This is a genomic window from Bradyrhizobium hipponense, assembly GCF_008123965.1.
Lineage (GTDB): Bacteria > Pseudomonadota > Alphaproteobacteria > Rhizobiales > Xanthobacteraceae > Bradyrhizobium > Bradyrhizobium hipponense.
The window spans coordinates 1-15576 of the sequence record NZ_VSTH01000019.1 but is presented as its reverse complement, the minus strand read 5'-3'; the positions used below and the strand labels follow the sequence as shown (position 1 = coordinate 15576).

13 protein-coding genes are annotated in these 15576 nt (G+C 64.1%); 7 read left to right on the top strand and 6 right to left on the bottom strand.

The window, feature by feature from the left end:
* Window positions 1-129: 129 nt before the first annotated feature.
* The 3 genes from argC to FXV83_RS06235 form a co-directional block, all read right to left on the bottom strand.
* On the bottom strand, window positions 130-1113 hold the full coding sequence (argC, locus tag FXV83_RS06245) for an N-acetyl-gamma-glutamyl-phosphate reductase (RefSeq protein ID WP_148738333.1): 984 nt from the start codon (window positions 1111-1113) through the stop codon (window positions 130-132).
* A complete protein-coding gene (locus FXV83_RS06240) occupies window positions 1110-1778 on the bottom strand; it encodes an FMN-binding negative transcriptional regulator (RefSeq protein WP_148738332.1) in 669 nt (222 codons plus the stop codon). The genes argC and FXV83_RS06240 overlap by 4 nt, the downstream gene beginning before the upstream one ends.
* Window positions 1779-2005: 227 nt before the next feature.
* Window positions 2006-2536: a DedA family protein gene (locus FXV83_RS06235; protein WP_148738331.1), complete on the bottom strand. Its 531-nt coding sequence runs from the start codon at window positions 2534-2536 to the stop codon at window positions 2006-2008.
* A 272-nt stretch (window positions 2537-2808) separates the two neighbouring features.
* Between FXV83_RS06235 and parE the strand changes: the two genes are divergently transcribed.
* The 4 genes from parE to FXV83_RS06215 all read left to right on the top strand — a co-directional run bounded on the left by parE (window position 2809) and on the right by FXV83_RS06215 (window position 7368).
* Window positions 2809-4851 (top strand): DNA topoisomerase IV subunit B, encoded by a 2043-nt coding sequence (gene parE / locus FXV83_RS06230; protein WP_148738330.1) that lies wholly within the window; start codon window positions 2809-2811, stop codon window positions 4849-4851.
* A gap of 441 nt (window positions 4852-5292) precedes the next feature.
* Window positions 5293-6075, top strand: a complete 783-nt coding sequence (locus FXV83_RS06225; RefSeq protein ID WP_148738329.1) for an outer membrane protein — start codon at window positions 5293-5295, stop codon at window positions 6073-6075.
* Between the two features lie 314 nt (window positions 6076-6389).
* Window positions 6390-6575 (top strand): hypothetical protein, encoded by a 186-nt coding sequence (locus FXV83_RS06220; RefSeq protein ID WP_007609848.1) that lies wholly within the window; start codon window positions 6390-6392, stop codon window positions 6573-6575.
* 22 nt (window positions 6576-6597) lie between these two features.
* On the top strand, window positions 6598-7368 hold the full coding sequence (locus FXV83_RS06215; protein WP_148738328.1) for an SDR family NAD(P)-dependent oxidoreductase: 771 nt from the start codon (window positions 6598-6600) through the stop codon (window positions 7366-7368).
* Between the two features lie 97 nt (window positions 7369-7465).
* Here FXV83_RS06215 and FXV83_RS06210 read toward each other — a convergent pair whose 3' ends face one another.
* The 3 genes from FXV83_RS06210 to FXV83_RS06200 all read right to left on the bottom strand — a co-directional run bounded on the left by FXV83_RS06210 (window position 7466) and on the right by FXV83_RS06200 (window position 11384).
* Complete coding sequence (locus FXV83_RS06210) at window positions 7466-8236, bottom strand: outer membrane protein (protein WP_148738327.1); 771 nt, start codon at window positions 8234-8236, stop codon at window positions 7466-7468.
* A 178-nt stretch (window positions 8237-8414) separates the two neighbouring features.
* Complete coding sequence (locus FXV83_RS06205; protein WP_148738326.1) at window positions 8415-9668, bottom strand: FAD-dependent oxidoreductase; 1254 nt, start codon at window positions 9666-9668, stop codon at window positions 8415-8417.
* A gap of 201 nt (window positions 9669-9869) precedes the next feature.
* Window positions 9870-11384: a caspase family protein gene (locus FXV83_RS06200; RefSeq protein ID WP_148738325.1), complete on the bottom strand. Its 1515-nt coding sequence runs from the start codon at window positions 11382-11384 to the stop codon at window positions 9870-9872.
* A gap of 607 nt (window positions 11385-11991) precedes the next feature.
* On the opposite strand from FXV83_RS06200, the gene FXV83_RS06190 reads away from it, so the two are divergent.
* The 3 genes from FXV83_RS06190 to fabA all read left to right on the top strand — a co-directional run bounded on the left by FXV83_RS06190 (window position 11992) and on the right by fabA (window position 15492).
* Complete coding sequence (locus FXV83_RS06190) at window positions 11992-13521, top strand: DEAD/DEAH box helicase (RefSeq protein ID WP_148738324.1); 1530 nt, start codon at window positions 11992-11994, stop codon at window positions 13519-13521.
* 112 nt (window positions 13522-13633) lie between these two features.
* Window positions 13634-14701 carry a GGDEF domain-containing protein gene (locus tag FXV83_RS06185; protein WP_148738323.1) on the top strand — a complete coding sequence of 356 codons (1068 nt, stop codon included), beginning with the start codon at window positions 13634-13636 and terminating at the stop codon, window positions 14699-14701.
* A 260-nt stretch (window positions 14702-14961) separates the two neighbouring features.
* Window positions 14962-15492, top strand: coding sequence for a bifunctional 3-hydroxydecanoyl-ACP dehydratase/trans-2-decenoyl-ACP isomerase (fabA, locus tag FXV83_RS06180; protein WP_148738322.1), 531 nt, complete (start codon window positions 14962-14964; stop codon window positions 15490-15492).
* Window positions 15493-15576: the final 84 nt, after the last annotated feature.

The following is a 15576-nucleotide window of genomic DNA, read 5'->3' as shown; positions in this document are numbered from 1 at the left end:
TTCGGAAGACCGCTTCGCATTTTTCCGGATCATGCTCCAATTGGCGATGTTCGACGTGGTTCGCTCTCGTGCCCCGGCTCTGCAGCGCACCGCTGAAGACGCGCTGCGCTGCGTCCGGGGCACAGAGTTCTACTCCTCCGGCAATCCCAGCATCAGCTTCATGTTCTGGACGGCCGCACCGGAAGCACCCTTGCCGAGATTGTCGAGCCGGGCGACCAGCACCGCCTGGTGATATTTGTCGCTGGCGAAGACGTAGAGCTCGAGCTGATTGGTCTCGTTCAGCGCCTCCGGCTCGAGCTTGCCGCCCTTGATCGCTTCGTTTTGAAGCGGCATCACCGAAACGTATCTTGAGCCGGCATAGCGCTTGGCCAGTGCGGCCTGCAGATCAGCGCCGCTGGGCTTGCCGGGCAGCGTGTCGAGCTGGAGCGGCACAGAGACCAGCATGCCCTGCCGGTAGTTGCCGACGGAGGGAATGAAGATCGGCCGCCGCGTCAGGTTGGAATAGAGCTGCATCTCCGGCAGATGCTTGTGCTCGAAGCCGAGGCCGTAGAGCTCGAAGGACGGCGCGCTGCCGTCTTCAAAGCTCGCGATCATCGACTTGCCGCCGCCGGAATAGCCGCTCACCGCATTGACGGTGACGGGATAGTCCTGCGGCAGCAGGCCGGCATCGACGATCGGCCGCAGCAGCGCGATCGCGCCGGTCGGATAGCAGCCGGGATTGGAGACCTTTTTCGCGGCCTTGATCTTGCCGGCCTGGTCCGGCGTCAACTCCGGAAAGCCGTAGGCCCAATCCGGCGCGATCCGGTACGCGGTCGAGGCGTCCAGCACCTTCGGGCCCGACGGCCCCATGCTGTCGATGAGCGCGACCGTTTCCTTGGCAGCGTCATCCGGGAGGCAGAGGATGACGAGATCCACCTCCTCCATCAGCGCCTTCTTGGCCGCGGGGTCCTTGCGCTTGTCGTCGGCAATCGTCTTCACCGCGACGTCACCCTGGAGCTTGAGCCGCTCGTTGATGCCGAGCCCGGTGGTGCCGGAGCCGCCGTCGACGAAGACGGTAGCGGGCTTCGTTTTAGCGCCGCTGGTCGGTGCTTGCTTGGTATCAGCGATGCTCATGGCACGCTCCTTTCGAGCTTGTTGCTTTCGTCCGCGAAGGCTTCCGGCCTCACGTCCTGCATCAGTTGCGCGATCTCCCTGGCGTCGGCATGGGCTTGCGCACCGAGCGCATTGGCGATCGCCGTATAGTCGGCATCGGATTTATGCTGGTTGAGCTTGAAGCTGCCTTCGACCTCTTCAACCGTCATGACCAGACCCACGATCGCCTTCTTCATCGCCTCGAGCCGGCCCGCCGTCATCTTTGCCGACGTCCACGGCTTCTTGGGCAGCAGCCAGGTCTCGAACTTGTCGCTGAGCACCTCGACCTGCACCGAAAGCTCCTCGTCCGACAGAGGCCGCACCGGTCCGCCCAGGTGAACCGACTGGTAGAGCCAGGTCGGCACCTGATCCGGCGAGACGTACCAGTCCGGCGATACATAGGCATCCGGGCCGTTGACCGCGAGCAGCCAGGCGGTCGCGCCGTCCGCAAGCTTTAGCAGCGGATTGTGACGGGCGAGATGAAAGGCGGCCTGCGGCGTGCCGTCGGCGGCATAGGTCAGGTAGAACGGCAACAGCGAGGCGACCGGCTTGTGGCCGTCGAAGGCGCACATGGTGCCGAACCCGCGCTCATTGGCGAATTTCAGGCTCGCGGCGCGGTCCTGCTTGAAAAAAGGTGGTGTGTACATCGTGGTCTCCTGCTGGGCCTCCCTGGGGGGCCGCCGGATCAGATCGCGCTGACAGGAGAGAGAGAATGCCGCGGATCAGATCCAGCGGCAAAGACGATGATCTCAAACGCGATCGACCGCCCAAACCGCTAAGCTGCGGCGGCGGCGACGGGCGAACAGGATGGTCGCGGCGTTGATCATGACGCGCGGCTATAAGGCCAAGCGCGGTTCCCGTCAAGGTTCAGGCCTCACACCATGCGCCAGATCCATTCCATGACCTTGGCGATCACGTCGCCGAACAGCAAGAGCGCGGCCGACCAGACCAGGGCCGAGACGAAATTCGCCGCTTGAAAACTCCAATAGGGCATCTCGAAGATGCCTGCGGCAAGCGGCACCGAGGCGCGCAAGGGCCCGAAGAAGCGGCCGATAAAGATACTGGGCACACCCCAGCTTCGCACGAAGGCCTCGCCCTTGGGGAGAAGTTCCGGATAGCGCGACAGCGGCCACATCTGCGCGACATTCTCCTTGTAGCGGTAACCGAACCAATAGGAGACCCAGTCACCGAGCGCTGCGCCGATGCCGCCGGCAATCCAGACCGGATAGAAGCTGATGCCGCTGGCTCCGATCAGGGCGCCAATCGCCACCAGCGCACCCCAGGCCGGGATCAGCAGCGAGATGAAGGCCAGCGACTCCCCGAAGGCGAGCACGAACACGATCGGAGCTGCCCAGGCCTGGTGAGCGCGCACGAAGTCGGCCAGCGCGTGCGCATACTGCTCCATTCCAGAATAGCCTTCCCAACCCCGACAGGACCCAGATAATCAAAATGACTGGTAAGCCAAGGACTTGTGTGACATCAAGTCACAAAGACCGGGTGAGCCTGGACCTGGACGTCAAATTGCCGGGAACTGGAGGGCCTGCGGCGTAAAATTGCCGGTATCGGCTTCCACCCACACCAGCCGGGCCGTCCTGTGGTGACCTTTTCAAGCCAGAAGTGGCATAGTCACGCCAGCCGATTCGGCGCCTGCGCGCCCCTCAAAACGCATCAAGATACATGTCCAAGCAGTTGAAAACCAAAGCAAAAGACGACCTGTTCGGCGGCAACGAGCCGAAACCCCGCGCGCCCAAGGCGGCCACGCGCGCTGGCGGCGCCGAAGCCGACTACACCGCGGCCGACATCGAGGTGCTGGAGGGCTTGGAACCGGTCCGGCGCCGGCCTGGCATGTATATCGGCGGCACCGACGAAAAGGCGTTGCATCACCTCTTTGCGGAAGTCATCGACAACTCGATGGACGAGGCGCTCGCCGGGCACGCGACCTTCATTGAGGTCGACTTAAGCGCCGACGGTTTTCTGACTGTCACCGACAACGGCCGCGGCATCCCCGTCGATCCGCATCCAAAATTTCCGAAGAAGTCGGCGCTCGAAGTCATCATGTGCACGCTGCATTCGGGCGGCAAGTTCGATTCGAAGGTCTACGAGACCTCGGGCGGCCTGCACGGCGTGGGCATCTCCGTGGTCAACGCCCTCTCCTCGCGCCTCGAGGTCGAGGTCGCGCGCGGCCAGAAACTCTACCGCATGAATTTCGAGCGCGGCCATCCCAAGGGCAAGCTCGAGGATCTCGGCAAGATCAACAACCGCCGCGGCACGCGCGTGCGCTTCAAGCCGGACACCGACATCTTCGGCGCCAAGGCCGCGTTCAAGCCGCAGCGCCTGTTCAAGATGACACGGTCCAAGGCCTACCTGTTTGGCGGCGTCGAGATCCGCTGGAATTGCGCGCCCGAACTCTTAAAGGGCATCGACGACGTGCCGCCGGAGGCAACGTTCCACTTCCCCGGCGGCCTCAAGGATTATCTCGGCGCGGCGATCCACGCTGACACGCTGGTGCACCCCGACATCTTCTCCGGCAAGTCGGGGCGCAACGGCGCGCACGGCGCCTGCGAATGGGCGGTTGCCTGGACCGCGGATGCCGATGGCTTTCTCTCGTCCTACACCAACACGGTGCCGACGCCCGACGGCGGCACGCATGAATCGGGCCTGCGCAGCGCGCTGCTGCGCGGCCTGAAGGATCATGCCGAGCGCGCCGGCCAAGGCAAGCGCGCGGCGTCCATCACGTCGGAGGACGTGATGGTTGGCGCGGCCGTGATGCTCTCGGTGTTCGTGCGCGAGCCGGAATTCCAGGGCCAGACCAAGGATCGTCTCGCCACTGCCGAGGCCCAGCGCATCGTCGAACAGGCAATCAAGGATCCGTTCGACCACTGGCTCTCGGGCAACCCGAACCAGGCCAACAGGCTGCTCGACTTCGTGATCGACCGCGCCGAGGAGCGGCTGCGTCGCCGCCAGGAAAAGGAGACCGCGCGCAAGACCGCCGGCAAGAAGCTGCGCCTGCCAGGCAAGCTCGCCGACTGCACCGATGCCGGCACCGAAGGCTCCGAGCTCTTCATCGTCGAGGGCGACTCGGCAGGCGGCAGCGCCAAGCAGGCGCGCGACCGCAAGACCCAGGCCGTGTTGCCGCTGCGCGGCAAGATCCTCAACGTCGCCTCTGCCGGCAAGGACAAGCTGACGGCGAACGCCCAGCTCTCGGATCTCGTGCAGGCGATCGGCTGCGGCACGCTCGCGCACTATCGCGAAGAGGATCTGCGCTATCAGCGCATCATCATCATGACCGACGCCGACGTCGACGGCGCCCACATCGCTTCGCTCCTCATCACTTTCTTCTACCGGCAGATGCCGCGGCTGATCGACGAGGGCCACCTCTTCCTGGCGGTGCCGCCGCTCTACAAGCTGACCAGCGGAACCAAATCGGTCTACGCCCGCGACGACGCGCACAAGGAGGCGCTGATCAAGAGCGCGTTCAACGCCAACGCCAAGGTCGAGGTGAACCGCTTCAAAGGCCTCGGCGAGATGATGCCGGCGCAGCTCAAAGAGACCACCATGGATCCGGCCAAGCGGACCATGCTGAAGGTGGTGCTGCTCGCCGACGACCGCGACACCACGGCGGATTCGGTGGAGCGCCTGATGGGCACCAGGGCTGAAGCGCGCTTCGCGTTCATTTCGGACAAGGCCGAGTTTGCGAGCGATGAGCTGCTCGACGTCTGAGGCTGCGATCATCCTTCAAAAGCCCCGGCTCAAGTCCGGGGCTTTTTCGTTTGCGGCTGCGATGCCGCCTTTTCCTGACGATTTACGCCGGGCAATCGACCGGCTGTCCTTCCGGGCAGATCGCGCGTAACGAGCGATTCGGCCAACGACTCACGGGCGCCAAAGCCGAGGCAGGATTGCCTCCATTTCGAACAATGCCGTCTTCCTGACGAGAAGCTACCGGAGATTGAAACCAAGCGCTCCACGCAACATGCTGAAATCATGTTGGTTTTCTCGACTCTGGCGACGGCGGCGCGAATCCCTTTCGGCAGGCGTTTTCCAGCGACTGTGCCTGCCGGGCAACAGCATTCCGGCGGGAAACGTCTATAGTCAGGGCATCAGACGAAACGAACTTCAGTGCGCTCGCGCCTGCCGGACAGACCAAGGGTTGGGGATTTTAACATGAAGAAGATTTTGCTCGCTCTGACCGCGATTGCGGCAGTGACCGGTTCGGCCTCGGCGGCCGACCTTGGGGCCCGCCCCTACGTGAAGGCCCCGATGCCGGCGCCCGTCGCGAACTGGACCGGCTTCTACGTCTTCGGCGGTGGCGGCGGCGGCCTCTCGAATGCTGACCAGAGCGTTGTGGATACGGCCACCGGCACGCCGTTGACGATCACGCAGCGCCAGGGTGGTTCGGGCTGGTTCGGCACGGTCGGCGCCGGTTACGATTGGCAGTTCAGCGGCACCTGGGTCGCCGGTGTATTCGCTGACGGTCAGTTCGGCAGCATCCGCGCCACCATCCAAGATCCGATCTTTCAGATCACCGGAAGCCAGAAGCTGGAAACCTCCTGGGCCGCGGGCGTGCGCCTCGGCTGGCTGGTCGCTCCGAACGTTCTCTCCTACGTCAACGGCGGTTACTCCGGCGCCCACTTCGGCCAGACCAACTTCACTGACCTCGCTGGCGTCCCGGTCGGTGTCCACCTCAACAGCTACAACCGCAACGGCTGGTTCGTCGGCGGCGGCGTCGAGAACAGCCTGAACATCTTCGGCATCCAGTCGCCCGGCTGGTTCATGAAGACCGAATACCGTTCGGCCTTCTACAATGCCAAAACACAGGACGAACTGTTCGACGTCGGCAACGTTCCGGTCGGCAACAGCATCCGTGCCAACAGCTGGAACCAGACGATCTCGACCTCGCTGGTGTATCGCTTCAACTGGACCGGCCCGGTCGTCGCGAAGTACTGATCCAGTCTCACGATCAAACGTCAAAGCCCCGGCATCGTCCGGGGCTTTTTCGTTGTGGGGCCCTCAACGGCTGACGCTCGTCTTGTCGCTCTGAATACGCTTGCGGCGCTGCCCTTCGATTACTGACAATCGGAATGAGGGATCGCCGCACCCCGGCCACGATGCCCAGCACGGCCCTGCGCACGGACATGCGCCGCCCTGCATCCGTAGCCATTGTATCCGAGCTGAAGCCGGCTAGTCTGGCCCCAAGCTTTCGCGGCTGTGGCGCTTGACGCCGCGCGCCACGACAGAAGCGGACCAACGGGGAGGAATGCATGCGCAGATTTTTGCTGATCGCAGGCTTGTTTGCTCTCGCCGTCGGGCTGCTCTGGATCGGACAGGGCACGGGCACCGTTGCGTGGCCGCGATCGAGCTTCATGGTCAACCAGCTGCAATGGGCGGGCTATGGCGCAGCCATGGCCGGCTTCGGGCTGGTGCTGATCTGGCAGAGCAACCAATAGAAGAAACCAAGGAATAAAGAACATGACATCCAGCCGGTTCGATCTCCGCGGCAAGGTCGCGATTGTCACGGGAGGCAATGGCGGCATCGGGCTCGGCATGGCCCACGGCCTCGCCGACGCCGGCGCCGACATCGCCGTGGTCGGGCGCAACGAAGCGAAATCCGCAGCCGCTGTGGCAGATCTCAAGCAGCGCGGCGCGAAGGCGATTGCCGTCACCACCGATGTCACCGACAAGACGGCCGTCGCCGCGATGATCGAGCGCGTCGTCACGGATCTTGGCCGCATCGACATCCTCGTCAACAATGCCGGCATGAGCATCCGCAAGCCGCCGCACGAGCTCGAGCTCGACGAGTGGAACAAGGTGATCGAAACCAACCTCACCAGCGCCTTCCTGTGCTCAAAGGCGGCCTATCCCGCGCTGAAGGCGTCCGGCAACGGCAAGGTGATCAACATCGGCTCGATGATGTCGATCTTCGGCGCGAGCTTCGCGACCGCCTATGCGGCGAGCAAGGGCGGCATCGTGCAGTATACGCGCGCCTGCGCCAACGCCTGGGCGCCGGACAACATCCAGGTCAATGCCATCCTGCCCGGCTGGATCGACACCGATCTCACCCGCGGCGCGCGGCAGCAAGTCACAGGCCTGCATGAGCGTGTGCTGGCGCGCACGCCCGCAGGGCGCTGGGGCGATATCGACGACTTCGCGGGCATCGCGGTGTTCCTAGCCTCGCCGGCATCGGTCTTCGTGACCGGCACCGCAATTCCCGTCGACGGCGGCTTCTCGGTCATGGCCTGAGGCTGTCCCGCACGCAAAAAAAGCCCCGGACGAAGCCGGGGCTTTAAATTGGTGGTGGTGATTTTCTTTTTAGATGATCGATCGTTCGTTGACGTGCTCAGTAGCGCCCGATCACCGGCGCGTCGAACTTGTAGCTGGCGCGCACGACGGCCCACTGGATGTCGCGCGGCTTGGCATCGAACGTGTAATTGCCCGAGGTGCCGCCGAGCTGATAGGTCTGGCTGCCGAAGGCCGCGTAATTGTACTCGAGGCCGACGATCCAGTTGCGGGTGATGCCGTATTCCCAGCCGGCGCCGACGGTCCAGCCGTTGGCCCAGTGGGTCTGACCGCCCGAGCCCGTGGCCACTCCGACGGTGTCGGTGACCGACAGACGGTTGTTCACGCCGGCATAGCCGCCCTTGATGTAGAACAGGTTGTTCTGCACGGCGAAGCCGGCGCGACCAACGACCGTCGCGAGCACATTGGCGCGCCACGAGAACACGTCGTCACCTGCACCGAACGCGGTGTTGACGACCGTGCCCTTGTTGTCGAGGCCCGAGATCGTGCCTTCCATGCCGAACACGTAATTGTTGGCCTGCCAGTTGTAGCCGATCTGGGCGCCGCCCATGATGCCCGATTTGCGCTGACGGTAGCCCTGGCCGGGGACAAGATCGCCGAACGGCGCGCCGGTCCCGTTGTTGATGAACTGCTCGTTGGTCCAGGCGCCGCCGATGTGGCCGCCGATATAAAAGCCGGTCCAGTTGAACAGCGGCTCGATATAGGCCGGCGCCTTGGTGTAGGGCCGCGCGCCGAGATCGGCAGCGGAAGCAGCGCCGGTCGAAACCAGAGCGGTCGTGCAGGCGAAGGCAGCTATCAACTTGGAACGCATCGTACACCCCTTGTCCTCGATGGGTGCACGCTCACAGACGGCCCTTACTAAAATTGAAATCAACACGGTTAATGCGCCAGACGCGCACGCGCTGAACGGCGAATCCGTTTGCGCTGTTGCACGGGCGCAACGCGCCGCGCGTGATTTAACGCAGCGTTATCCCTACCGGAATCTTGCGCTACGATTCCGGAGCAGCGCTCGAATGCACGTGCTCGGGCCGCACCCCGAGCGCAAGCAGGCGCGCCGGAATGCCCTGGAGCCACGGCAGCGCGGTGATCAGGCGCACGATCAGCGGCACCTTCAGCGGCCGATCGCCCGGCTGCAAGGCGCCGCTGATGATGTTGTTCTGCACGACGACCTGCATCCGCTGTGTCATCTTCACCGGAAACTCGCGGCGGCGGCGCACCGCATCGAGTTCAGTCTCGGACGGACAACCCTGCTGCATCTTGTCCGCTAGCAGGTTTGCGGTCGCGACCGCATCCTGCACGGCGAGATTGACGCCGACGCCGCCGACCGGCGACATCGCATGCGCGGCATCGCCGATGCAGAGCAGGCCCGGCCGCGTCCAGCGCGTCAGGCGGTTGATCGCAACGGTGAGAAGCTTGATGTCGTCAAAACTGTCCACGTCGGCAACGCCGTTCTTGAGGATCGGCGCCATGCGCACGACATCGTCGAGCAGCGCCTGCAATCCCCTCGCCTTCACCGCGTCGTATTGGCCCTTGGCGATAACGTAGGCGCACTGCCAGTAGTCGCCGCGGTCGAAGGTGACCATCATCTTGCCGGGCTCGACACGGGCGAACACGTTTTCCGTCTCGTCCGCGTTGCGGCCGGCGCGGAACCACAGCACGTCCATCGGCGCACCGATCTCCTCGACCTCGAGGCCCGCGCGCTCGCGCACGATCGAATGCCGGCCGTCGCAGGCGATGGTGAGATCGGCTTCGATGTCGATGGCGCCGTCCGGCGTCGTCGCGCGCACGCCGGCGATGGTCTCGCCGCGGCGGATCAGATCGACGGCCTCCGTGTCCATCATCACCTTCAGCGAAGCGAAGCGCTGGCCGGCCTCGCGCAGGAAATTCAGAAAGTCCCATTGCGGCATGAAGGCGATGAACGGGTACTTCGTGCGGAGCCGGCTCAGATCGGCGATCCGCACCGGCGTGCCGCCGAACAGGCCGTCCATCGTCTGCAAGCGCTGATGCGGCAGCTTCAGGAAGCCGTCGATCAGGCCGAGCTCATCCATGACCTGAAGGGTCGAGGGATGCACGGTGTCACCGCGAAAGTCGCGGAAGAAGTCCGCATGCTTCTCCAGCACCACGACATCGATGCCGGCGCGCCCCAGGAGATAACCGAGCATCATGCCGGCAGGTCCGCCGCCGACAATGCAGCAGCGGACTTCGAGGGAGGTCGCAGGCTGTCGTTCCAGCGTTGTGCTCATATTCAGGGTCTCACTGGCAAGGTCAATTCTGCGAGAATTGTAGCTGCAGCCGACGGGGCGCACAGGCCCAATTTGATCCGCCCGCCGTCATGCCCCGCGCAGGCGGGGCATCCAGTACGCCGCGGCCCAACGTTTCTATCGCGAACATCTCGGATTACTGGATCGCCCGGTCAAGCCGGGCGATGACGGTCAGTGGTGACGCTAATTGTTGCTGCGGTTCGCGGTGCGGAAACTCTTGATCTCCGACACGCTGCCGTCGCGATAGGTCAGCTCTACCGAGATGAACTGCGTTGCCGGTGCGAGCTTCATGTAGAGCGGCATCCCCGCGCTGATGGCACTGGGGTCGCGCATGTCGCAGCCCGGCATCTTCAAGAGCTGGTTGGGAACGGCGGTGTCGATGCCGATGCGCACCTCGCGGATGGCGCACCGGTACGATACCAAGTGCGTGTAGTAGACCAGCAGCCCATTGAACTCGCGGAACGACAGCCAGCTCGTCGCGGTCATGTCGAGAATCTTGCGCTGGTCGCGGACCAGCGCGGCCTCGGGATCGAACCTGATCGGGAACGGGCCCTGCATGTCGCCGGATTGATCGACATAGCGAACCTCGATGGTGCCGGCCGCAGCGTCGGGCGGCAGTTCGATCGACGGGTTCGGCATCCGCTTGCGGGTGCGCGGATCGAGCGTATCGATGAAGCCGGTCTCGCGGAAATCACCATTGCCCGCCATGCGCCAGGAAATTCCAAGCGTTGGGTCGGCGAAGGAGAACACCACGCTCCAGCCGCCGTTGTGGCGCGAGAAGCTCGCGATTGGCGCATTCGTGGTCTCCTCCTTCGGCACGCGCGGCACCGAGACCGGTGGCAGCGCCGCGACCTTCTGCGGCGGCGGATCGGCCGGTCGTGTCGCAGCGTCCTTTGCGATGCCGCTGAGGAAGACGTCATCGACCATCTGGTCGAAATAGACCGGCACCTGCCTGTGCTTGACCGTGTCGGCCATTTCGCTGACGAGACGACGGGTGCGTTGTGCCACCTGCACCAGGTTCTCACCGGGCTGCAACAGCTCCTTGGCGAAGGTGCGCGTGAACACCGAATTGGGATTGGCGTCGTCATTGGAGAGGCGATCGAGCGCGGTCTGGCGCGGACCTGCCGAGAACACCGAGAACACGCCTTCGGGCAACTGCACCATCGGGGCAAGCCCGCCCCCGCCGGCCACCGCGCGGGTGCCCTTGCGCTCGAACGGATTGTTGCGGCAGGCGTCGAACACCAGGATCGAGGTCCGGGCCTTCTTGTTCTGGAGCCGCTCGACGATACGGTCGGCCAATACGGACGCATCGCGCACCAGCTCTTCCTGGCCTTCCGTCGCCGCCGGCACGTCGGTCGGCAGCAGATAGTTTTGTCCGGCGATCTCGAAACCGTGGCCGGCATAGAAGAAGAAGGCAGTGTCGCCGGGCTCGATTGCCCGGTCGAAGGCGAGCAGCGCTTCGGAGAACTGCTGCCGCGTCTGGTTCTCCGCGACCATCACCGAGAAGCCGAGCTGCTTCAGCGTATCGCCCATGGTGCGGGCATCGTTCACGGCCTTGAGCAGCTTCGGAACGTTCTTGTAGTCGTTGTTGCCGACGACCAGAGCGACGCGCTTTTCGGCATAGGCGGGAGCCGCGAAACCGGTCAGGCCCACCGCAAGGCCAAGGGCGGCCAGTATTCTGAAAAGCCGACGCGTCATCGAAAAAATCCCGTTGCAGAACGGCTTCCTTGCCGGCGCCCTCGAACCCATTGGCAAGCTTCGGCCGCTGTTGTCATAGTCGGTCCAGACATAGCGGCGGTTCAACCGGCCGTGGCGGCCGGTGAATCCCGAAGATTCCCGTAAGCAGCCTGTCATCGCACGACAAGCGCATTGGCGAGCTCGAACCCAAGACATTCAACGACCACGCCCTGGCGCCCCTGCTCGGTGCCCGCTTTCCGCTCTCGGTGAGGCCGCGAGCATCGCCTACGGCATAGCCCCCGGTGATTTCCGGGGCCCAGGCTGCGGAAGCGGGTTAGCGGCGCCCCCGGGCCGGACGGCCGGCCAGCCGGAAAAGCCAATCCGAGCCCGCAATTTGGGCAAAAACCTCAGGGCTTTTAGGGCCTTCCCGCAGTTGCTCCATTGACTTTGGCCGATTCCCGCCTATGTTCCGGGTCGACGCGGCTCAGATCGAAGAGCGATTCCTGAGCCTGGCGCTTTGTTCGCGTGAGTCAGCACCCCCAGCTTCTTTGAGAGCGCGCCGTTTTGGGGTGGAACGCGACAGCCTTATTACCCTCGATTCCGAACGGCGGTTTCGACCAGAGGCTCAATGTCTTTTACCCATCTCGGACTATCCGAAAAAGTCCTCGCCGCAGTGGCGGCCACAGGTTACACCACCCCAACCCCCATTCAGGAACAGGCGATCCCCCACGTCCTTGCGCGCAAGGATGTGCTCGGCATCGCCCAGACCGGCACCGGCAAAACTGCAGCCTTCGTGCTGCCGATGCTCACCATTCTCGAAAAGGGCAGAGCCCGGGCGCGCATGCCGCGGACCCTGATCCTGGAGCCGACCCGCGAGCTCGCGGCGCAGGTCAAGGAGAACTTCGACCGCTACGGCGCCGGCCAGAAGCTCAACGTCGCGCTGCTGATCGGCGGCGTTTCGTTCGGTGACCAGGACGCCAAGCTGACGCGCGGCGTCGACGTGCTGATCGCAACCCCCGGCCGGCTGCTCGACCATACCGAGCGCGGCGGTCTGCTGCTCACCGGCGTCGAACTGCTCGTCATCGACGAAGCCGACCGCATGCTGGACATGGGCTTCATTCCCGATATCGAGCGCGTCTGCAAGCTCGTCCCGTTCACGCGGCAGACTCTGTTCTTCACCGCGACCATGCCGCCGGAAATCCGGCGCATCACCGAGACCTTCCTGCACAATCCGCAGAAGGTGGAAGTTTCCAAGCCCGCCACCACCGCCGTCACAGTCACGCAGTGCCAAGTCCCTGCCGGGCGCGAGGCGCATGAGAAGCGCGAATTGCTGCGACGCCTGCTGCGCGAGGCCAAGGATCTCAAGAACGCGATCATCTTCTGCAATCGCAAGCGCGAAGTCGCCGTCGTTCACAAATCGCTCCAGAAGCACGGCTTCAGCGTCGGCGCCCTGCACGGCGACATGGACCAGTCGGCCCGCACGGCGGCGCTCGAACAGTTCCGCAAGGGCGAGCTGCCGCTGTTGGTGGCCTCCGACGTCGCCGCCCGCGGCCTCGACATCCCTGCGGTCAGCCACGTCTTCAATTTCGACGTCCCCCACCATCCCGACGACTATGTTCACCGCGTCGGCCGCACCGGCCGCGCAGGCCGTACCGGTGTCGCGATTTCGCTCGTGACGCCGCTCGACCAGAAATCGATGGTGGCGATCGAAAAGCTGATCGGCCAGAGCATTCCGCGCGCCGAAGGCGACTTCGAGGTGCATGCCGGCACGTCCGAACAGAGCGAGCGTCCGCGCGAGTCGCGTGGGCGGGAACGCGATCGCTCCCGCGGCGGACGCGGCAAATCGCGTCGCGGCCACGAGCCGCGTGGCGACGCACCACAGCCCACCGAGGCAAGACCCTCGGTCGACGCCAGGCCCTCGTCCGACACAAGGCCTGCGGCCGAAGCGCGGCCCGCGCGCGAGGCACGACCGCCCCGTGAAGCTCGGCCATCATCCGAGCCGCGCGGCGGCTCGCGCCAACAAGCCACTCCATCCCACGTGCCGTCAATCGGCCGTCCCGAGCCGCGCCGCCAGCGCGAAGCCGATTCGGAGCCTGGCGATCACTCGCATCTTCCGGCATTCCTGCTGCGGCCGGTTCGCTCGCCGGCAGGCGCCTGAACGCTCCAGCGAGCGGCCGTTTACCGGCCGTTCACGATCGTCCGTTAGCCTACGAACATAATTTAAGCATTGCAGCGATCGGCGGCGCACCGGTCGTCGTGGGGAATGTTCAGTGGTCAACGTGCTCGATGAACACGAACGCACGATGGCGTTCGCAGAAGTGTCGCTCGGTCAAATCCGCTCGCTCCGGCAAACCGCAATCCCCCGCAATTACGAAATCTGGTACGTCTACGCCACCGGCTACAACGCCCCGCTCAACAAGATCATCAACGAGACGTTGGCGCGCAGCGGCAAGCTGACCGAAGCCGATCTCGAGCAGATCTACGAGACCTATCTCTCCCACATCAAGACCACCGATCGCATCGACAAGGTGGGCGCGCGCGTCATCGGCGAGATCGACGACGTGATGAGGGTGCTGAGCGACGCGCTCGGCATGACCGGCTCCTACGACGCCAGCTTGTCGGGCGCGACCGAGAAATTGTCGTCGGCCAAGAGCCGCGAGCAGATCAAGGCGGTCGTCGAGAGCCTGGTGCGCTCGACCAGCGAGATGCGCGAGACCAACAAGGCGCTGGAAGACCGGCTGACACTATCGAAGAGCGAGATCAGCAATCTCCAGCAGAGCCTCGAGGCAATCCGGGCCGAAAGCCTGACCGATCCGCTCACGGGCCTGGGCAATCGCAAATACTTCGATCGCATGATCGGCATGGCCGTGCAGAGCGCGCTCGCGAGCGGTGAGCCGCTGTCTCTGCTGCTGTTCGACATCGATCACTTCAAGTCGTTCAACGATTCCTATGGCCATCTCACCGGCGACCAGGTGCTGCGCCTGGTCGGCCTGTCCATGAAGCAAACCATCAAGGGCCAGGACGTTACCGCGCGTTATGGCGGCGAGGAGTTCGCCGTTCTGCTGCCCAACACCGCGCTACGCCAAGCCCTCACGGTCGCCGATCACATCCGCCGCGCGGTGATGGCGAAGGAACTGAAGAAGAAATCGACCGGCGAGATCCTCGGTCGCGTCACCATCTCCGTCGGCGTCTCCATGCTCAAGCAGGGCGACGACACCGACGCGCTGATCGAGCGCGCGGATGCCTGCCTCTACGCCGCCAAGCGCAACGGCCGCAATCGCGTGATCTGCGAAGCCGATCCGGAATACGCGATCGAGACGCACAACCGGGTGGCGTGACGTTTCCTGCACAAGCGCATGACCCTCATGGTGAGGAGCCGCAAAGCGGCGTCTCGAACCATGCAGGCCCCGCTCCCACCCACGGCCATCCTTCGAGACGCGCGCAAGAGCGCGCTCCTCAGGATGAGGTCGTCATATGCTGCGACATCCCATTCCTGAAAGTTGGCCTCGGTTCTTGACATTCTCGGGGACGACCGACATCTGGATCTGCGTCGCCACCGTACTGCGCCTGACCACAAGCATGTAGAGGTCCTGTCGCCTTGGCCAACCCACACGATTTTCATGTGCCGCAACCGTCCTACACCAAGGACGAACTGCTGAGATCGAGCGAAGGCGGCTATTTCGGTCCGGACAACGCGCAATTGCCGGCACCGCCCATGCTCATGATGGACCGCATCACAGAGATCAGCCTGGACGGCGGCGAATTCGGCAAGGGTCACATCGTTGGCGAACTGGACATCGTCCCTAGCCACTGGTTCTTCGATTGCCACTTTCGCGGCGACGCCGTGATGCCGGCCTCTCTGGGGCTGGACGCCATGTGGCAGATGATCGGCTATTGGCTCGGCTGGTCGGGCTCGCCGAGCAAGGGCCGCGCCATCGGCGTCGGCGAGGTGGAGTTCACAGGCGAGATCACGCCGGACACGCGATGCGTACGTTATGAGGTCGCTATGCGCCAGGTGAGGCGCGGCAAGCTGGTCCTGGGATTTGCAGACGGCCGCGTGCTTGCCGACGGCGTCTGCGTCTACGTCGCCAAAGATATGAGGGTTGGCCTGACCAAGGCCGTGGACTGAGGTCGCGTAGGTGGGCAAAGGCGCATCGCGCCGTGCCCACCATCTCGCCACACCGGCACCTTAACGGTGGGCACGCTTCGCTTT